15 protein-coding genes are annotated in these 19,944 nt (G+C 65.9%); 2 read left to right on the top strand and 13 right to left on the bottom strand.

Translation table 11 applies throughout. From position 1 onward, the window contains the following. Positions 1-113: 113 nt before the first annotated feature. The 12 genes from CE453_RS06105 to CE453_RS06050 all read right to left on the bottom strand — a co-directional run bounded on the left by CE453_RS06105 (position 114) and on the right by CE453_RS06050 (position 16,984). Complete coding sequence (locus tag CE453_RS06105) at positions 114-1,574, bottom strand: polysaccharide pyruvyl transferase family protein (protein ID WP_089173774.1); 1,461 nt, start codon at positions 1,572-1,574, stop codon at positions 114-116. Next, the gene (locus CE453_RS06100) at positions 1,571-2,752 is read right to left on the bottom strand and encodes a hypothetical protein (protein WP_089173773.1); all 1,182 of its coding nucleotides are present in this window, start codon (positions 2,750-2,752) and stop codon (positions 1,571-1,573) included. Before CE453_RS06100 ends, CE453_RS06105 begins: the two co-directional genes overlap by 4 nt. Then, complete coding sequence (locus CE453_RS06095) at positions 2,749-3,927, bottom strand: polysaccharide pyruvyl transferase family protein (RefSeq protein WP_089173772.1); 1,179 nt, start codon at positions 3,925-3,927, stop codon at positions 2,749-2,751. The genes CE453_RS06100 and CE453_RS06095 overlap by 4 nt, the downstream gene beginning before the upstream one ends. A 32-nt stretch (positions 3,928-3,959) precedes the next feature. After that, the gene (locus CE453_RS06090; RefSeq protein WP_089173771.1) at positions 3,960-5,264 is read right to left on the bottom strand and encodes a glycosyltransferase family 4 protein; all 1,305 of its coding nucleotides are present in this window, start codon (positions 5,262-5,264) and stop codon (positions 3,960-3,962) included. A 2-nt stretch (positions 5,265-5,266) separates the two neighbouring features. Next, the gene (locus CE453_RS06085) at positions 5,267-7,453 is read right to left on the bottom strand and encodes a glycosyltransferase family 2 protein (protein WP_157732912.1); all 2,187 of its coding nucleotides are present in this window, start codon (positions 7,451-7,453) and stop codon (positions 5,267-5,269) included. A gap of 4 nt (positions 7,454-7,457) precedes the next feature. Continuing rightward, positions 7,458-8,210, bottom strand: a complete 753-nt coding sequence (locus tag CE453_RS06080) for a hypothetical protein (RefSeq protein ID WP_089173769.1) — start codon at positions 8,208-8,210, stop codon at positions 7,458-7,460. Then, a complete protein-coding gene (locus CE453_RS06075; RefSeq protein WP_089173768.1) occupies positions 8,207-9,454 on the bottom strand; it encodes a glycosyltransferase family 4 protein in 1,248 nt (415 codons plus the stop codon). The genes CE453_RS06080 and CE453_RS06075 overlap by 4 nt, the downstream gene beginning before the upstream one ends. Then, positions 9,451-10,299 (bottom strand): class I SAM-dependent methyltransferase, encoded by an 849-nt coding sequence (locus CE453_RS06070; RefSeq protein ID WP_089173767.1) that lies wholly within the window; start codon positions 10,297-10,299, stop codon positions 9,451-9,453. Before CE453_RS06070 ends, CE453_RS06075 begins: the two co-directional genes overlap by 4 nt. Beyond that, on the bottom strand, positions 10,296-12,587 hold the full coding sequence (locus tag CE453_RS06065; RefSeq protein WP_157732911.1) for a glycosyltransferase: 2,292 nt from the start codon (positions 12,585-12,587) through the stop codon (positions 10,296-10,298). The genes CE453_RS06070 and CE453_RS06065 overlap by 4 nt, the downstream gene beginning before the upstream one ends. Before the next feature lie 153 nt (positions 12,588-12,740). Further along, positions 12,741-13,589, bottom strand: coding sequence for a calcium-binding protein (locus CE453_RS06060; RefSeq protein ID WP_089173765.1), 849 nt, complete (start codon positions 13,587-13,589; stop codon positions 12,741-12,743). A 273-nt stretch (positions 13,590-13,862) separates the two neighbouring features. Continuing rightward, on the bottom strand, positions 13,863-15,218 hold the full coding sequence (locus CE453_RS06055; protein ID WP_157732910.1) for an HlyD family type I secretion periplasmic adaptor subunit: 1,356 nt from the start codon (positions 15,216-15,218) through the stop codon (positions 13,863-13,865). Further along, positions 15,215-16,984, bottom strand: coding sequence for a type I secretion system permease/ATPase (locus CE453_RS06050; protein ID WP_248307975.1), 1,770 nt, complete (start codon positions 16,982-16,984; stop codon positions 15,215-15,217). Before CE453_RS06050 ends, CE453_RS06055 begins: the two co-directional genes overlap by 4 nt. 327 nt (positions 16,985-17,311) lie before the next feature. Between CE453_RS06050 and CE453_RS06045 the strand changes: the two genes are divergently transcribed. After that, positions 17,312-17,926: a MarR family transcriptional regulator gene (locus CE453_RS06045; protein WP_089173764.1), complete on the top strand. Its 615-nt coding sequence runs from the start codon at positions 17,312-17,314 to the stop codon at positions 17,924-17,926. Continuing rightward, entirely contained in the window at positions 17,875-19,068 is a 1,194-nt protein-coding gene (locus CE453_RS06040) for a glycosyltransferase (RefSeq protein ID WP_089173763.1), read from the top strand. Before CE453_RS06045 ends, CE453_RS06040 begins: the two co-directional genes overlap by 52 nt. 4 nt (positions 19,069-19,072) lie before the next feature. Here the strand turns inward: CE453_RS06040 and CE453_RS06035 are convergent, their stop codons facing one another. Beyond that, positions 19,073-19,888 (bottom strand): MipA/OmpV family protein, encoded by an 816-nt coding sequence (locus tag CE453_RS06035; protein WP_157732909.1) that lies wholly within the window; start codon positions 19,886-19,888, stop codon positions 19,073-19,075. Between the last annotated feature and the right edge of the window lie 56 nt (positions 19,889-19,944).

Here is a 19,944-nt window from a genome sequence, read left to right as displayed (position 1 = left end):
CTCCTGATTGGTGAGAACCGATAGGCTTGCAGTCTTGGGCTCGAGACCTGCTGGATCTGCGAGGCCATCCATGGATCCGGGGCTGACCGACCATGGCCCGCCCCGGCCAGCCCTCACATCCGATGAGGAATCCCGTTCCGATCGAGGAAATTGCGCATCCGGTCGTAAGACCCGGCATAGCTCTTCGCGAGACCGTTCAGAGCCGCTTCCTGATAGACCGCACGCCAGCCGCCCTCGGCCAGGGCCGCTTCCGGCACGACCGGGATCTTCAGCGTCTCGGCCAGCTCCTGGCTGCGGGTGTCATAGGCGACGAGCACGCCAGGCACGCCGTGGGAAACGGCCGGCAGCACGCCATGGACGCGATAGCCCACGGCGAGATCCTGCGAACGGGCGAAGGCGTCGTAATGCTCGACATCAAAGAAGGAGAACAGCTGCTTCTCGTAGATCCGGCGCATGGGGGCGTCGTCCGCCCCGCTCCACCAGCCGGTCCGCACGAATTCGGAAACCGCTTTTTCCTTGGCCGCGGCATCGCGCAGGAAGAATGCCTTCTCCTCCTGCTCGCCATGCGAGGACATCACCATCTCGCTTTGGTCGTCGACCTTGAGCAGGGCCGCCTTCTGGTTGCGCAGATAGGCTTCCGGATCGGCGGTATAGCTCTTATCGGCCTCGCGGCGCAGGCTGAACGCGACCTTGCGGATATCGCGCTGGTCGGGGATCCGGATCTGGAGATCGCGGTTGCGGGTCCGGAAGATCGAGGGGCAGCCCACCACCTCGACATTGCGGATGCCGTTCTGACGCAAGGTCTCCGCACTGAAGGCACCGCGAACGCCGATGGCGGCCGAGCGCTCGGAAACGATCGACCAGAAGCGCTTGGAAGCCTCGGGGAGCTCGATCTTGCGGTTCTGGCTCGCCTGAGCGCCGACGCCGATCGCGTAGACCGGCAGCTTGACCTTCTCCAGCACCTCGACGGCGCGGAACCACTCCATGCTCTCATGGATGAAGTTCGAACCACGTACGAAAACGAAGTCGAATTCGCTGGCGTAGCGCGCGATGTCGGCCTCGGTCGGCGCCATGATCTTCATCGGCTCCAGATGCGCATAGCGCAGGAGCTTCAGCGTCGAGTCGTAGACGATCATGTCACCGATGTTGAAGTAGTCGCTGAGCAGCTTCTCCATCGGCGCGCGATACCAGCGCACCTTGTCGTGGTCGTAGACCTCGCCAGCCGGATAGATCACCAGGGCACGCAGCTTGGTCTCGGTTGGGATCGGACGCAGGTTCGAGCCCGGGGCGAGCGTGCCCGTGGTCGCGTCGGCAACCGCGATCGAGCGGAGGCGTCCTTCTGGCAGACGCGGCAGCGGGATCGCCAGCTCCGCGACAGGCGCTTCGCCCGTGGCGATCGCGCCGGGCTGGATGGTGGCGTAATCCTGCCCGTCCAGCATCAGCTTGAGAGCCGGCCAGCCTCCATCCGGCCGGCGGCTGACGGAGACGACGACCTCGCCCGTGTTCGCTCGCAGGATTCTGGTGGCGGTATCCAGCGAAGCGGTGGGGACAGGCGAGAGCACGGGCGCGTTCATGGGCCCTCCTTGACGAAACGAAGCTTCAGGCGGACCAGGTCGCGGTCGGGACCGACTTTGCAGCCCGTGACGTGCATCCGCGTCATGAACAGATAGGCGGTGTCGCCTGTCGTCTGGAAATTCCGCGAGCGCGATTGTGGGTCGGCGATGGCGCCATAGGCGTAGCGCAGCCGGTCGCTGCAATCCTTGCTCCACATCGTTGGCTGCGTGAGAAGCGTCTGCAGCGGCGACCAGTGGATCAGGTCGTCGGACCAGCTATAGGCGACGCGGCCGCCCACGACGTTCTGGCGTGGGTCCGGGCCGAGATGGAAGAGCGCGAGCCATTTCCCGCTCGCCTCATGCCGCGTGACAGAGCCGACTGTGGTCGGCAGCTGCTTGAGCGGCTGGCACGGCCGGGCCCGGCTCAGGTCGTCACGATAGGGATCGACCGCCGGGATGGTGAAATCTTGCCCATCGAAGGCGCGCCACGTCGTCGGATCCTTGATATCCGTGGAACGAAACAGGCAGACGCCGTTCTTCTGGCCCTCGCCGCCGGTGGTCGCGATCAGCGCATACCAGGCGCCGTCCTTCTGGACGATGTTCGACGGATTGAAGAAGCCACGATGCCGGCCCTGATCGACATCCTGCCTGTAGGGCGGAGCCGCTACGAGGGGGCGCGGCTCATCGGTCTTGAAGCTGCGCCCGCCATCGTTCGACTGGGCGGCGGTAACGACATTGTACCAGCAGCTCATCGCCTCCTTGAAGCGGCAGGCTCCGGGATGCTTGTCGGCATGATACTCGGCATGGATCAACGCCTGGACATGACGTCCGTCGTCGGTCCAGGTCGCGGCGATCCAGCTCTTATCGCTGAATTGGCTCGGATCGGCGCTGTTCTTCGCCTCGAAAGAGACAGCGCAGCTCTTCCGGATCGAGGACAGGTCGGCGCCGATCAACGGGCGGCTACGATAATGGCTGGCGAAGGCGACAACCTCGCCCTTGTCGTCACGAAAGGCCCGAAGCGGCGCGTCCGGCAGGTCCCACTCCTCGCAGCGCTCGCGCGCCCAGGAGACGACTGTCTCCTCCTTGGCGTCGGGCGCGACCTCGAGCCTGTAGCTCGGAGCCTGCGCCTGTGCAGCCAGAGGCGCCAGCAGCAGGAATGCCGCCGGCAGCGCTGCGTTCAGGGTGCGGGCGCCGCTCATGCCACCTTCCGCTGCGGCTCCGCCGCACGCGGCACCATCTTGTTGTCGACGCCGTTCTCGACAAGGAAGTCGCGCATTTGTCCGTAGACCTGGGCGTAGGCGGTATTGAAGCGATCGAAACGCGCCTGGTCCCAGTAGTCCTCCAGCCGAAATTCCTGGCCAGCAAAGACATCGACGCTCGGAATCTTGAAGGTATCCGCGAACTCGACGGTACGGCTATCATAGGTGAAGTAGATCGAGGGCGTGCCATTGGCGAGCGCCATCAGATTGCCGTGAAGCCGATAACCGAGCACGAGATCGAGTCCGCGCACCAGCCGCTCGTACTCCGCGACGACGTCCGAATAGAACATGCGGCTTTGATAGAGACCCGCGACCTGCTCATCGAGATACCAGCTGGTCGCCCAGGCATTGTCCTTGAGCGCCGCCATGGCCGCGGCCTTCTGCTCCGGTGTGCCGAGGGCGAGCTTCTTTTCCTCGGCTTCGCCCTGCGACATCAGCGTGACCTCGAAGCGGTCCGCCATCGCCTTCACCAGGTCGCGATGGAAGGTGAGGTAGCGCTGGATGTCCTGCGCATAGGTCTTCGAAACCTCGCGTCGCAGCGTGATGCCAGCCTTCTTGACCTGCTCGAGCGCGGGCAGGCGGATTGCAAGATTGGGGTTGTTGTTCCGGAACGCGGTGGGGCAGCCGATGATGCGGACGTTCTTGATGCCGAGATCGTTCAGCACCTCGGCCGAATAGGTCCCGCGCACGCCGAGCGAGGCCGTCGAATCCCCGATCAGCTTGAGGACGGTCTTGGTCGCCTCGCTCAACTCCAGCTTGCCGCTGACCGGCGCCTGCGCGCCGATGCCGAAGGCGATGACCGGAATTTTCAGCCGGCGCAGCACGTCCGGAGCCTGAACCCAGTCCATCTCGGCATGGACATAGTTCGAGCCGCGCAGGAAGACATAGTCGTATTCGGCGTTCAGCCTGTCGATCATGGCCGGGTCGACGCGATCGATCGGCAACTCGTCGAGCTTCTCGAAATTGAGCAGCTTCAGCGAGGAATCGAAGACGAAGGCATCGCCGATGTTGTGATAGTGGTCGATGTGGCTGGCGAGGTTGGCGTAGTCGTACCAGCGCACATTGTCGTGGTCGTAGACCTCCCCGGACGGGCTGATGACGAGAATGCGGGCCATGGACGGGTCTCCCCTCTTATCTCTTTATGGTTTCAGGCGATCATCGCGGCGGGATCGCGCCGCGCTGGCTGCGGCCGGCTGCGCTCGGCGATGAGACGGCGATAGAGGTCGAGATGCGTCTCGGCGCATTCGCGATGGCTCATCGGCCGCTTGATACCGCCGCGCAGGCGGTCCCAGAGCCCCGGCTCGGTCAGGGCACGGACCATGCAGTCGACGAGATCCTCCGGGCTGCCTGAGCGGAAGTGCAGGCCGTCGACCTCGTCGGTGATCTTTTCCGCCATGCCGCCGAGATTGCTCGCCAGGATCGGACGACCATGGAAGAACGCCTCCTGGATCACGATCGGCGAGTTCTCCCACCAGACCGAGGGCATCACCATCCAGTCGACCGAGCGCATCAGGTTCGGCATCTCGCGGTTCTGGAAGGCTCCGCAGAAACGCACGCGGCGCCCGGCGCTTTCGACGAGCTTCGCGAACTTGTCCTGATAGGCTTGCGGCTGGCGCTCCAGATTGCCGCCATAGACCAGCAGGATCGCGTCATCATCCCAGACCGAATCCGGGATGCGCGTCACCGCGTCGATCAGCACATCGGCACCCTTATAGGGAGTGAGCTGGCCGAAATAGGCGAAGCGAGAACGCCGGGTCTTACCTTCCGGCAACGGCCGTGGTGGCGCGGGCGCTGCGACGTCGATGCCATTCTCGATCACCGAGAACCGCTCCTCGCTCAGCCCCCAATCGACATAGCGGTCGACGAGGAAGCGGCTCGGCGAGACGAAATGGTCGGCCAGGCCCAGCATGCCCTTGATGAAAGTCTCGCGCGCCAGGAAGCGGGCCGGCGAAACATCCGGGAAGCAGGCGTTGCAATCGGTCGGCGAGGCTCGGTAGCAGAGCTTGAAGGCGCCGGTCTTCACCATCTGGCCGTGGTGATGGCAGATGCTGAGATATTCGTGGAAGGTCACGACGATCAGCGCATCCGGCAGCGCATCGCGCACCGCGAACAGGCATTCGAGTCCGAGCCCGATGAAATGGTGGAAATGCACCACATCGGGCTTCAGATCATGCAGAACACGCACGAAATCGCGGTCGATCTCCTCCGTCGCCCGGTTCGAGATCAGGAAGTGGTCGTAGTCTTCAGCATAGTAGAGCAACTCGCCGCCGCGCTGGCGCAGACTCATCAGCGCCGTGCCGGCATGGCGCGGCGTCGGGGCGCCGACACGGGCCAGATAATGCGAATCGATGCCCTCTCCCGACTGCAGCCCCTTATGCAGGTTGTAGGACGCCACCTCCGCCCCGCCGAGCGAGAGCGAGGGATGGCCGTGCGATATCACCAGAACCCGCATCCTCAGCCTTTCATGTTCGAGATGGCGAGTGCCCAGCGCCGATCGAAGCTGGTCCGGTCGGCGAGCTGCGCGAGCGCACCGGCATGCGGCGCGGCCATCTCGCCGTCATCGACCGCGTAGATTTCGACATCGGGGACCCAGAGCGAAGGCGAGCCCGCCATCCTGAGCTTGAGGCAGAGATCGAGTCCCTTCTCTGCCGTGGTGAAATAGTTGCGCGCGAAGCCGCCGACCTCGATGAAGGCCGCACGTGACAGCACGCAGCATTCGCTGGCGCCCGCCGCGACTTCCATCGGACCGAGATTGCCGACAGCCTCCAGCGGATAGCCGACGAAGCGGTTGGCGATGCGCCGGCTCGCGCCCTCTCCTTCCAGCCAGGCACCGGCCCAGCGGATCGAGTCATCCTCGAAGAGCAGCGTCGGGCTCGCCACGCATTGGCCGCCACGGGCGCGATAGGCGCGTTCGAGCCGGCCGAGCCAGCCCGGCATCCGGATCTGCGCGGCGCCCGACAGCAGCGCCACCGTCTGGAAGCGGCAGGCACGCACGCCGGCCTCCAGCGCATCGCAGGCGTCCTCGACACCTTCCACCGCGACGAGACGAACCGACAGCCCATAGAACCGCGCGAGCCGGCGCGCCTCGGCACCGACACGGTCGAAACTTTCGGACGGCGCCGCGAGCACGATCGGCAGGGGCCGCGCCTCGGGATCCATCGCGAGCAGGGCGAACAGCGCAGACAATTCGCGATGCCGATGATCGAGCCCGATCACAAGGCCCAGCGGCGCTTCCGGATCGAACGGACCGACATCGAGCGTCTCCGCCGCTCGTGGCGGCGCAATCTCGGCGGCCTGGAGAGCCGGCGCGATCTGGCGCTCGACCACGGCGTTGGCGGTTGAAGAGCGCGGATCGAGCAGGCCGAGGACACGTTCCAGCGCCCGCCTCGGCTGGGCGCGGTTGGGTTCGAGCGGCAGGAAGGCGGGGCCGCTTCCCTGTACCTCGAAAGCGAGGTGGAGGGGTTGCCCGGCTTCCGGCACGAGCTTCGGCGCAAAGACGATGAAGCCGTGATTGCTGCGTCGCGCCGCGAGCGCCGGCCCGAAGCGCGGATCCTCCATGAAGGCGGCCGAGACATCGGCACGCTGCACCCGCGTCCACAACCGGTCGATGGCGCAGGACTGCGAGCCGCTGCGCAGCGAGACGCTTCCCACCCGGCGTTCGGGATCGAACAGCCAGCCGATGATCAGCACGCCGGTATCCTCGACCACCGTCACCGAGTCGATGCCGGCTCGTACCGGCTCCTCCAGCAGGCAGACGGTATCGCGGCCATCGAAACGTTGCGAAGCGCGGCGCAACTTGTCGGCCGTCGCCTGAGGCGCGGTGCCGCGCTGCAGCCCGTCCCGCAGGTGCCCCGGCACCGTAATCGGCTCGAGCAGGACGTAGCGCTCATAGACCTCGAGCGCGCGCCAGCCGTCATTGCCACGGAAGTAGAGGCGCTCGATCTCGCCCGGAGTTTGGGCGTGGCAATCCTCCAGCAGGCCGAAGAAGCCGCGTGCGCCCTCCCCGAGGTCGTCGCGCTCGAAGATACCGGTTTCGAGGTGAGCCGGGGACAGGCCGCCATGCGAGATCAGCAGCTTGACCCGCCCGGCCGCGAAATGGGAGGTCCAGCCCTGCAGGAAGATGCCGTCCCCATCGAGCGCGCCCATCACCTCGACGAAGCCGCCCGGCCGCGCGACGGTCTGCAGCAGCATCGCGACTGCGCGCAGGCGGCGTGGATTGGGTGCGCCGGTCAGCAGCACCTCGAGCAGGCCGTCGACGACGCTCGGAAAGGCTTGGCCGGCATCGTCGGCGAGATCGGAGAGGAAGGCCTGCAGCGGCTGTGGCTTCGGTGCCAGGATGAGGCGTAGCGGCCGGCCGGGTCGGCCGATCAACAACGCCCCGCTGCCGCTGGCGTCGAGGCTGGGCGCGGGCGCGAGACAGAGGAAGCCGGTGGCCGACGAGGCCTCGGCTCCGGGCCTGCGCCAGCTCAGCACCATGGTCTGCGCGCGGTTGCGCGGATTGCCGTCCACCGCGACCGGAACCTTGGCCGGAATGGCGTCGCAGGCGCTGCGAACAAGGATGGCGTTCTCGCCGAGCGGCGTCCAGGCCACGGTCGGCGCTGGGGCGACCGCTGTACTCTCGGGAACGATGACCTCGCTCATCAACTCAGCCTCCCCACAATGTGACGGCGAGCGTGACGAACGACATCACGGCGGCGAGCGTCGACAGGAAACCGAGGATCACCGTGACCTGCCGCAGCGGCGCGCGCGCCTCCTTGCGGATCGCGGCGAGGCGTTCATCAAAAGCACGCAGCGTGCCGTCGAAGCGCAGCTGGAAAACGTCGAGCTCGGCGATGCGGCGCATGACCTCGCTCTGGCTTTCGGCCTCGGCCTTGGTGGCCTCGGCGAGCGCGTGGTTCTCCTCGAGCCGCGCCGCGATGCGGTCGAGCTTCTCGTTGAGTTCCTTCTGGGCAAGCTGCCCGCGCCGGTTGAGCGCGATCAGCACCTCGACCTTGTCGAAGAACCGTGCGAGCGGCACCGCGATCGCGGCCTCGGCGGCGAGTTCGTCCGCCGCCGGCAAACGCAGCTCGAACTCCGCACCCGTCTCGGGCGAGACGCCGACGACGCTGAGCCGGCCGCGGGCGGCGACCAGAGCCTCGTCGAGTTCCATCGAAAAGGCATGCTTGCCGTCGCCGATGCCGTTGCGGCGCAGATCGATGCGGCTTTGATCGGCGGCGACCTCGCCGGCAAGTTTGCCGTCGCAGTAGAGTTTCACCGTGACGGCCTGATCGGGACGGGCTTCGTCCCAGATCCAGCCATGCAGGCGATTGCCATCAAGAGCATCGATCCGTCCGTTCAGACGAGCCGGATTGACGTTGGGAAGGCGGACCTCCTGGTCCTGATACTGAGCCGTTGTCATGCGGCCTCCGCGAGCTTGAGGCTATCGAAGAGGGCGAGGTGGCGGCCGGCGCATTCGGCGAGCGAAGGCTGCTCGGCAATGCCGTGGACGAGGCGCTGCCAGAGCCCGGCCTCCTCCATCGCCCGGCGCAGGGTGCGGGCGAGCGCCGCCGGATCACCCGGCCGGACATGCAGCCCGTCGATCTCGTCGCGCACCATTTCCGCCATGCCGCCGATATTGCTGACGATCGGCGGCCGGCGATGCTGGAAGGCTTCCTGGATGACGAGAGGGGCGTTCTCCCACCAGATCGAGGGCATCACCACCCAGTCGATCTCGGCCATGAGCGCCGGAACGTCCTCCCGGGCGTAAGGCCCGCAATGGCTGACCACGCCTTCAGTGCCGGCGAGCGCCGCGTCGAGAGCCGTGGTGAAGACTTCGCTCTGGAACGGCGCACCGCCATGAATGCGCAGGCTGAAGCCTTCTTCCCCCGAGGCTTGCAGGATCTTGGCCGCCTGCAGCAGCGGCAGCACGCCCTTCCACGGGTTGAGATTGCCGAAATAGCCGAAGCTGGTGCGCCGGCCCTTGGCCGAGCGATGAGGCGTAGCGTCCTGCGCCGGACGGGCATTGGCGATGAACTCGATCCGTTCCGCCGACAGGCCCCAATCGATATAACGCTGACGCAGGAAGCGGCTCGGCGCGACGAAGCGATCGACCGCCGCGAGATGCGTCTTGATGAAGCGCTCGCGCAGCAGGAAGCGATCCGAGCCGATCTCGGGGAAGCAGCCATGGCACGCGGCGGGCGAGGAGCCCATGCAGCGCTGCCGATCGTTCGGCCGCACCATCAGCCCGTCGTGATGACAGATCGGGTAGTAGTCGTGCAACGTCATCACGATCGACGCCTGCGGCAGGAGCCGACGCGCCAGCGTCAGGAACTCAGCGCCGACCAGCACGAGATGATGGACGTGGATCACATCCGGCCGGAACTCCTCGAGCAGCGACGCGAGGTCCTGCAGCGTGCCGTAGTGATCGATCTGGCTCATGTGGAAGCGGTCGTAATGTGCGCTCCACAGCACCACGTCCTCGCCGATGGATTGCAGCGCCGTGCCGGGATGCGGCTCGCGGTGCATGGCGTTGGTCGCGCCCAGGAACAGCGCCTCGCAGCCCTGCTCGCGGTAGGCCCCCGCGAGATCATGCGCGAAGATCTCGGTGCCGCCCGGATGCAGCTTGGGGTGATTGTGCGCGACGACGAGGATGCGGGGGCTCATGCCATGCCTCCCGGACCCTTGCCTCCCGGCTTCGTCGCGATCAGCAAGTCCTGGTAGTGGGCCGCGGTGATGCCGCGCCAATGCCCCGGCCGCAGGGCTTCGACCGTGAGCCCCGCCTGCGCCGCCTGCTCCAGCAGGAAGCGGCTGTCGATGCCGGCGGCAGCCAGCGGTGCCTCGTCGATCGCGTACCAGCCCGGCCCGTCCTGCCAGCGCTTGAACGACAGGCGCTCCTGCCCCGTCTCGGCACCGTCGATGGCGAAGGCGGTGAGGAAGAGGCGCCCACCCGGCGCGAGCAACCGCGAGGCTTCCTGCAGATAGACCACGAGCTCCTCGGGCGGCAGATGCGTCGCGACCGAGGTCATCGTCACGAAATCGAAGCTGCCATTGGCGAAGCCGAAGCGAACCTCGGTGCCGGGCAGCGAGCCCTGCGGGTTGTAGAGCGGATGGGCGATGTCGAGCCGCTGGAAACGGAAGCGCGGATAGGCCGGCGTGATCGTCTGGGCGCACCAGAGGATGCCTTCCATCACCGGATCGACGCCGTCATAGCTGCCGCGCTCGGAGTCGAGATACTGCGTCAGTGGCACCGCCATACGGCCGATGCCGCAGCCGATATCGAAGACACGCTCATGCGGCTTCAACCGGCCGATCCGGATGAAGTGGCCGAGGAACTCGGCGCCGATCGCGCGATAATCGCCATCGCCGACGAAGATCGAGTCCGGCGGCGGGTGCGGCATGAAGCGGTTGGTCTGCAGCGAGGCCAGCAACCAGTCGAGCTCCGGCCCGGCGGAAGCTTCCGCCGGCGCCGGCTCGGGTACGATCTCTCTCAAGGCCGTCATTGCCGTCATGCCGCGGTCGCTCTCCTGAAAGTGAAGCGGGGAACCAGGTCGGGGGCGCTCGGCACGGGTTCGGGCAGAGCGGGTTCCACCGCAGAGGTTTCGAAGGCCAGCATCAGCGCCTCGATCTGGGCGTCCCAGCGCCGCGTCTGCAGCCAGGCGTTATGCTGGGAGGCAGCGCCACGCGTGTAATCGACACTGCGCGAGATCGATTGCCGCTCGAGATGATAGAGCTCGACGCCGGGCGCATAGACGATCCCGAAGCCGGCCCGCCGGATCTTGAGGCACAGATCGCTGTCCTCGTAATCGCCGATCACATAGCTCTCGTCGAAGCCTCCGAGCTCGTCGAAGAGTTCGCGCGGCATGACGATGCAGGCACCGGTGACGCCAGGCACGGGCCGCTCGACATTGGCCGGCGCATAGCTGCCGGGCATGCCCTTGAAGTAATGGTGGTTGAGCCAGGTGCCTTTGCTGTCGCGCTTGAAGAACAGCCCGGCATGCTGCAGCGAACCGTCGTCGTAGAGCAGTTTCGGCCCGACGGCGCCGACCCTCCGCTGCCGGTCGAGCTTGGCGATCAGCTCCGGCAGCCAGCCATTGCCGGCCGGGATCACATCGGAATTGACGAGCGCCAGCGCCTCGCCGCGAGCCTGCAGAGCGCCAGCATTGCAGGCGGCCGAGAAGCCGCCATTGCGCCGCATCGCGACGAGTTGCATCGGCAGGCCGTAGGCGAGATGAAGCCCGCCGAGGAGGTGCGCGACCTCCGCTTCGTGCTCAGGGGAATCGAGCACATAGATCAGCTCGGCATTCTCGGTGAACCAGGGATCGCCGGCGAAGGCCGCAACCTGAACGCGCAGAAAGTCATAGACGCGATAGAGCGGGATGACGACGGAGGCCTTCGGCCGGATCGGGCTGCGGCCGAAGGCCTTGACCGTCGGCTCCGGCCGGTTCTCGCTGAGTTCCTCCTGGCAGGAGGCGAGGATCGGCGCGAGCGTCTCCTCCAGCATCGCGGCAGTGAGATATTGGGGCGGGATCGCCGACAGAGCCCGGGCCCGGATCGTCGCGGCATCGGCCGGCTGGACCGGCGGGCGCAGCGTCAGGGTCGTCCCCGAGCGAAGCTTGATCTCGCAGCGCGGCTGCAGCACCGGCGCACCCGCAGCGTAATCGGATGCGAAGCCGGCAAAGCCCGTGGCCGCCCGCGTCTCCCCTTCCTCTCCCGTCGGCAACCTGACCGGGAAACGCTGAAGACGCGACAGCATGGCGATCGGCTCGCCGGCTCCGCGATGCAGCAGCACCTCCTCCAGCAGTTCGTCGGGATCGCGCAGCCAGCCCCCGATCAGCAGGCCCGCACGGTTGCAGACTGCAAGGTCAAGCTCGGCAGCGGGCAGATCGTCATTTCGGCGAACATGCTGGACGGCAAGCGGCACCCGGCGCTGCATCTCGACAGCCAGCAGGCGGCCCTGCTCGGACAGCCCGGCGAGCTGCTCGACAACCCAGTTGCGCAGACCATCGCGGCTCGCGGCCTTCCCGGCCCACCAGCGGCCGAGCGAAGGCGCAACCTGCCGCCCGGGCAGCGACCGGACCGCCAGCGAGCGCTCACTTTGCAGGATCAGCAGGCCGCCACCGCGAACGGGAGGCTCATCCATCACGAGATGCAGTTCGCGCTTGCCGCTGCGATCAGCGACACCGACGCGCGACTTGAGGTCGAGGCGCGTCAGGCCGGCACTGTCGAGGCGAGAGGCCGTCTGCAGACCGGTGAAATCGGCGGGGACGATGGTCTCACACAGCCATTGCCCCTCGACCAGCACCGCACTGGGCTGCATCGCAGCCGGCTTCGGAAACAGGAGCAGCAGGAACTGGCGCAGGAAGGAGAGATAATTCGGCAGCGTGGAAAGGCCGAACAGAGGCGGCCAGGCCCGCAGCAACGCATTGGCGAGGGCCAGCCGCGCCTGCGGCGCGAGGTCCGTCAGGATTTCCTTGGGATCGGCGAGGCCATGGACCAGCGCCGGATCGAAGGTCGCGGACACATCGCCTTGCGGCCCATGATCGGACAGGGTCGCGACGATACCATCCTGCCCCGAAGCGCGGAAGGCGACAGCAAGGCGCTCGCGGCCATCGCGCAGGCCCAGCGAAATCGACGCGGCGGCGAGGCGGCGCCCGCCACCCGTTAGAGCGATCGACGGTTTGCCGAAGGGCGAGGCTTCGAGCGTCCAGCACAGCAGGAAGACCGAGCCGCCGAGGCGGTGGAGTTCGAGCTGGGTCGGGGCGGCTACCGCCGAAGCAACAGGCGCGAGTGAAAGCATGAAGGCGTTCCTGCGGCACGAAAGGAACCCGGAGCGCGAACCGGAGATGGAAGCCATCTCGCGGAAAAGACTGCGCTCCGGGGCGTTGTCGGGACACGGCACCTTTCCGTCCGACCACGGATAGCGGCCGGACGGAGGGGCGCATCAAGGCGATCAGGCGACCGAGAAGTAGGAGTGCGGGTCGGCCTGAACGTCGTCGGCGGTCACGCCGACGAGGGTCACGGTGTCGCCATGGCCAAGATCGATGACGGTGTTGCCGCCGACCGTGGTCGCACGGGCCGCCACGTCTTCCGCCGAATGCACGCCGGTGCCGTTGATGTCGGACGCGATCTGCAGCATGTCCGAGCCGGCCTCGAAATCGAGGACGACATCGTTGCCGCCGCCGCCGGCGAAGACGAAGGTGTCATGGCCGGCACCGCCCTGCAGGACGTCATTGCCAGCGCCGCCGAACAGCATGTCGTCGCCCGCGCCACCCTGCAGAACGTCGTCGCCCGCGCCACCCTGGAGGATGTCGTTGCCCGCGCCGCCCTGGAGGATGTCGTTGCCAGCGCCACCCTGGAGGATGTCGTTGCCCGCGCCACCCTGGAGGATGTCGTTGCCAGCGCCACCCTGGAGGATGTCGTTACCGGCACCGCCCTGGAGGATGTCGTCCCCGGCGCCGCCGAGGAGCGTATCGTCGCCCTGGCCGCCGAACAGGGAATCATTGCCCTCACCGCCGGAAAGGACATCGTTGCCCTGCCCGCCGAACAGGGTGTCGTTACCCTCGTCGCCGGAGAGGAAATCGTCGCCCTGGCCGCCGAAGAGGATGTCGTCACCCTCGCCGCCGAACAGCGCATCGTTGCCGCCATCGCCATAGAGCAGGTCGTTGCCTTCCTCGCCGAACAGCGAATCGACTCCGTCCCCGCCATGCACGATGTCATGGCCGCCGCCAGCGAGAATCACATCGCTGAACCGGGTGCCAATCAAAAAGTCGTCGAATGCACTTCCTTCGATCGTCGCCATTCGGCGCCTCCTAGGTGGTTGATGAACCCGGATTTGTCGGCAGGTTCGCCGCGGATCTTCATATCCGGATACTGTTCCGGCGAAATGACGGGCGTCATATCACCGCTCGACATCCTAAGAATTACGCAATGCGTGCACTGCATCAACAATTTTATTGTGACCATTTTGCGATGCAAAATGATTTAGAGCTTATTTTTAGTCGGTAATACCTTCATTATCCGTACGGATATACTTCCAAATTCGAACTATCTGAATCGAACAGCCCAATACCCCTCAATCCTCGCGGAAAGCGCGGTTGAAGCTGTCGGTGAAGGGCGAGATCAGATAGTCGATCGCCCGGCGCGCTCCGTTGACGATCATGACCTCGGCGGTCATGCCTGCATGCAGCGCGACCTTGTGGTCCTTCAGGCTCACGGGATCGATCTCGGCGCGGACCACGAAGTACGGGAACCCCGTCTTATCGTCGACGAGCTGATCGGGCGCGACATAGGTGACCTTCGCTTCGAGCGGCGGGAGCAGACGCGAATTGAACGCTGTCAGTCGGACGCGGGTCGCAGCCCCCACGCGAACCGCGTCGATGTCGCGTGGATCGACCTTGGCCTCGACGACCAGCGGCTCGTTCTCCGGCACGATGTCGAGGATCGCCTCGCCGGCCGCGATCACGCTGCCGGCGGTGCGCATGCGGATATTGGAGACGATGCCCTCCTGCGGGGCCGTGACCACCAGCCGGCGCAGCACATCCTCGGCCTGGACGATGCGCTCGATGACCTCGGACAGCATCAGCTGGGATTCCTGGATGTCCCCGGCAATCTCATTCTGCCGGTCGAGGCTGATCGACAGGATTTCCAGATTGGCACCGGCCACGGCTTGCTCCGCCTTGGCTTTGCGCGCGGCATATTCCCCGGCCCGGCCGACGAGCTCGCTCTGCTTGGTCTGCAATTCGACGAGCTGGCTGCGCTTGGCGTAGCGCTTCTCATAGAGATCGGAGAGAATCCGGACCTCCTCGTCGATCAGCGAGCGCTGCCGGTTGGTGGCATCGATCTGGGCGTTCAGCGCCTCCGCCTCGGCCTGGTATTGCTCGATGACGCGCTGCTGGATCTGGATCTTGCCCTCATGGACCTGCGCGCGCGATTTGAACAAGGTCCGCTCGGCCCGCAGCACCTCGCGCGTGACCGGCGTGTCGGCCGTTTCGACATCGGCCGGGAAATCGACTTCAGTAGCCTTCGCCTGTTCGGCCCTGAGACGGGCGAGCTTTGCCACCAGACCCACGCGCTTGGCCTGTAGCTGCTGCAGCTCCGCGCGGGCACGGGCATCCTCGAGCCGCAGCAGCGGCTCGCCCTTGGTGACGCGCTCACCCTCCGTCTTCAGCAAGCTCTTGAGGATGCCGCCTTCCAGATGGCTGACCGTCTTGCGCTTGCTGTCGACCGCCACGATGCCGCTCGCGACCGCCGCGTTGTCCAGCCGGGCGGTGACCGCCCAGGCGCCGAAACCGCCGAAGCCGACTCCGATCGCCGCCACGCCCGCCAATACGAGGCTGCGCAGGCTCGGTGTGCGCTCCTCGGGCTCGTCCAGCAGCGGCGTGGCCACGAGAGTCCGCTCAGGGCTCTTGATCAGGGAGCGGCCGGTCATGCTGTCAGTCCACGAACGGCCGGCGGCGCAACAACACCGGGCGCGGCGTTGGCAGCCGTCGCGGGCTCGATCTCCACGCGCCCGCTCGGCGTGATCATTCCGGCGATCGCCGCACGCGGTCCGAATTGCTGGACGCGGCCATCCCGCAGGACGAGCAACTTGTCGACGACCTGCATGACCGAGGGCCGATGCGCGATCAGGACGACGATCGCCCCGCTCTCGCGCGCAGCCGCTACCGCCCGGATCAGGCTTTGCTCACCTTCGGCGTCGAGGTTGGCGTTCGGCTCGTCGAGCACGATCAGGCGCGGCATTCCATAGAGCGCCCGCGCCAGGCCGATGCGCTGCCTCTGGCCACCGGACAGCTTGAAGTCGCTGTCCGCGACGCTGGTGTCGTAGCCGAGCGGCAGCCGGCCGATGAGTTCGTGCACCCCGGCGATGCGGGCAGCCTCGAGGATGGCATGTGGATCGGGGTCCTGCATGCGGGCGATGTTCTCGGCGATCGTGCCGTTCAGCAGCGAAACCGATTGGGGCAGGTAGCCGACCATCGCCCCGAAGGAGCCGCGCTCCCAGAGATAGGTGCTATGGCCGTCGAGATAGACGCCGCCGGCATTCGGCTTGAGCACGCCGACGAGAAGCCGGGCCAATGTCGACTTGCCTGCCCCTGACGGTCCTACGACACCGAGAACCTCGCCGGGCTCCAGCGAGAAGGAGACACCCTTGATGACGGTCTGCTCGGTTCCTGGCGGCGCGAAGATCGCACGATCGACCACGAGGTCGCCCTGGCAAGGCGGCGTCGGAACCGTCTGCCGCTGCGAGCTGCGCGCCAGGACGAGTTCGCGGACGCGCTTCCATGCCGCTGCGGCCAGGACCCATTGCCGCCAATCCGTGATCATCGAATCGAACGGCGCCAACAGCCGACCGAGCAGAATGCTCGCGGCCATCAGCGTACCGGCGGTGACCTCGTTGCGGATGATCAGGATCGCTCCTGTCGCGTAGACCGCAAGCTGCATCGTCATCCGCGACGAGCGCGTCACCGCGGCGATGAGCTTGCCGCGGCGCGTCCCCATGTCGAGCTGCTCGATCATGGCGAGCTGCTGACCGCGCCAGCGTCGCGCCAAAGCCGGCAGCATGCCCATCGCCTCGATGGTTTCGGCGTGACGTAGGCTCGCGCCGACCTCGTTGATGCTGGCGACGCCAGCCTCGTTGGCCTCCTTCAGGACCCGGCGCGTCAGCATGTCCGACAGAACACCGAGCAGCAGCAGGATGATCAGCGAGGCCAGCCCCACCAACCCGTAGATCGGATGGAGCAGGAACAGCACGGTGAGGAAGACCGGAGACCAGGCAGCCTCGAGCGGGGTCGCGATTGCCGAGCTCGCGATGAAGAAGCGGATGTCGTTGAGATCCCGGATCGCCTGCGTCGCCTGGCCCGAGCCTTGTTCCAGCGAGGCGCTGACCGCCGCCTGCAAGGCCGGCAGGTTCAGACGCCGTGCAAAGATGCTCGCCATCGTCTGGAAAGTCAGCGAGCGGATGAACTCGATCGTCCCGTAGAGCACGAGCGCCCCGACGGCGATGACCAGCAGCATCGTCAGCGTGTCATAGCTATGGCTGACGGTGACCCGGTCCTGCACCTGCATCATGAAGAGCGGGACCGTCAGCAACAGCAGATTCACGCACAGGCTGAGAAGAGCCGCGTAGCCGAGACCGCCGACGAACGACCTCTGCAAATCCCTGATCAAGACATCGGGAGCCGGCTTCAGCGCCTTCATACATATCTCCGCAAGCGAGGGTTGTCGGGCAGAGAAGGTGACGTCGTCATCACCCCGCGTCGCCCAAGCGTGAGCACTCACAAACGAGATACGCGGGGAGTGTCAAGATTATGACAGATTAGAGCCCTATCTCAGCGAACCAGGAGGCAGAAAATGAGGCATCATTGTGTGGTATTTCGAATTTCGAACCAGTTCATGACCAATTCTAAATCGATAGATTCTTAGTAATTAGCCATACAGCGTGGCATGTACTTTGCCTATAGGCTCCATAGGGGAAGGAAAGAAAAAGGGATGGATTGTTCAAACTTTGATCAGGCGGGGTAAGGAATGCACTTCAAATTGCATGGCGGCGAGCAATTTTCAGGCAGATCCTTGAATGGCCATCAGCGGTCCAACGGTGATGGCGAAGTGGATGACGGACCGGATCGAAGAGTTTCGGCATTCGATCTGGCCCGTATCATCGAACGTGCGAGTCGGCGTTTCCTCGACTATCTGCGGCTCGAACTGGGCAAGCTCGGCGTTGAGGATATTTCACCAGCACAGGTGATGATTCTGCTCACCATCGGGCAAGGAGAGATCGCCGTGCGCGATCTGCTGGATCGTGGGCATTACGGCGGCTCGAATGCCTCCTACAATCTCAAGCAGCTCGTCGAGAGCGGCTATCTGGAACGCGGAGCATCTCCACGCGACAGACGCCTGGCCCGCATCTCGCTCTCGCTCAAGGGGCAGATGCTGTGCGAGCGGCTGCGCCTGCTCGACGAGGCCAGTTCATTGGGCTCACGCTCCGAGAACGGGCTCGATGCCGATCTCCTGACCACTCATGAAACCCTGCGCCGACTGGAGCAGTGGTGGAATGATTCCCTTCGCTACGGTGGTGTCCTGCTGGCTTCATGCATATCCTATTCGTTCATCGTTCAGGATCTGGTCAGTTCGCTGCTCTGATCGCGAGCCTCGTCGCCCAAGGCGACGAGGTCACGCTGATTACCGAGCGCCCGGCGCCCGAGCAGCCCGGCCTGCGTCAACTCGCCTACACGGTCGGCGAGGCCTCGACGCAGCACCCGGCGCTCGCCGCCACGGACTACCACCTGCGAACAGGCGAGGCCGTCGCCGAGCTGATGACCTCCCTCGCGGCAAGCGATCCGCCCGATGTGGTGATCGGCCATACCGGCTGGGGCGGGCTTCTCTTCGCGCGCGACGCCCTCCCGGACGCCGCGTTGCTGGGCTATTGCGAGTATTATTATCGCAGCACCGGCTCGGATCTGGATTTCGGCGCTGCGGCGCCGATTCCCCCGGCCGAGCGGCAACGCATCCGCATGCGCAATGCCGCGCAACTCCTTGCTCTCGACACGCTCGACGCGGCCTATGCCCCGACGCAATGGCAGCGTCAGCAATACCCCGCCGCCTATCGGCAGCGCATCGCCGTCTGTCACGACGGTATCGATACCACCCTCTGCCGGCCTGATCCCGAGGCCCGCTTCACCCTGCCGGACGGCCGCGAACTCGCACCGGGCGCGCCCGTCGTCACCTTCGTCGCGCGCGATCTCGATCCCTATCGTGGCTACCCCCAGTTCATGCGGGCCGCGGCCCTTCTGGCGGAGCGTCATCCAGAGCTGATCTTCGTCGCGGTCGGCGGGGACGGCCCCGGCTATGGGCGCCCGCGCGAGGACGGCAGCCTCTGGCGCGAGGCGATGCTGGCGGAGACGGGCCTCGCCGACCGCGTCGTCCATATCCCCTGGCTATCTTATGAAGCGATGGTCCGGCTGTTCCAGGTCTCGGCGGCGCATGTCTATCTCACCGTGCCCTTCGTGCTGTCCTGGTCGCTGCTGGAGGCGATGGCCTGCGGCTGCCTCATCGTGGGCTCGGATACGCCGCCGATGCGGGAGGTGGTTCGGGACGGAGTGAACGGCCTCCTCACCCCGTTCGACGCTCCATACCAACTGGCGCAGCGTATCGAGGAAGCACTCCGACACGCGCCGCGAATGGTGCCGCTCCGCCGCGCTGCCCGCGAGACGATTCGGGCTGGCTACGAACGCGAACGCTGCATCGATCGCCAATTGGGGTGGATCCGCAGGCTCGCCCGCTAAACCGTCAGAGATCGAGCCTGAAGGAGTAGCTGGCACCGAGACCGACGGTGACCTGATCGCGCTGGCCAACCGTCCGAACGAGCGGCGAGCCATCGGCCTGATCGATCATGCGGTCGTAGCGGGCGAACAGCGTGGTCGACCATTGCTCCGACCAGTTGTATTCGAGCGCCGTCGCGATGCCGACGCTCTTGGCGCCACCCGACGGCCGGTAAGGCGCCATGAACCCATTGGCCAGCGATTCCGGCAGGCTCACCCCGAAATTGCGCCGCATATAGGAAGCGTTGCCGAGCGAAAGCCGCGGACCGCCCGACAAGGTGAAGCGTCCAAAACGCTCGACCCAGTCGGCCGAAAAATCGGCGACGATGCCATGATGCCCATGGAAGCCCTGTCGGACCTCGACGCGCGTACGCAGGCGATCCTGGATCGGCCAGTATTCGGCAAAGACACCGGCCTCGACCGACCAGGGCACATCGCGCATGCCGAACAGGTGCCTGCTCGACGAAGAATAGCGCCCGCTCTTCCAGCCGCCGGCAACGCCGAAGCTGAAGCGATCCGTCTCATAGAGCGCGTAGTCGAGGCTGTCGTCCGGCGCGCTGAATCCTTCCGCCTCGCCGACACGCCGCCAGCTGATCGAAGGCATGAAGGAAAACCCGGCAGCGCTCGCGCCCTCGTATTTGGGGCCGAGCTCCGCCGTCCCGCCGAGCGTGATGATCCAACCCTTGGCTGGCGTCGCATCCGTCAGGGCCGGCGTGCTGTCCGCGGCGACGGCGGCGGCCGGCAGCAGGACGAGGCAGGCGAGACTTCCGATAGCAATACGCAACGCAGTTCCTCCACACGCCCTGCCGCCACCGGCCGCGGTTCTGGCCAGCCTTGGCG

The organism is Bosea sp. AS-1 (assembly GCF_002220095.1).
GTDB lineage: Bacteria > Pseudomonadota > Alphaproteobacteria > Rhizobiales > Beijerinckiaceae > Allobosea.
The sequence above is the reverse complement of the archived record's forward strand: the minus strand, read 5'-3'. Positions and strand labels throughout refer to the sequence as shown.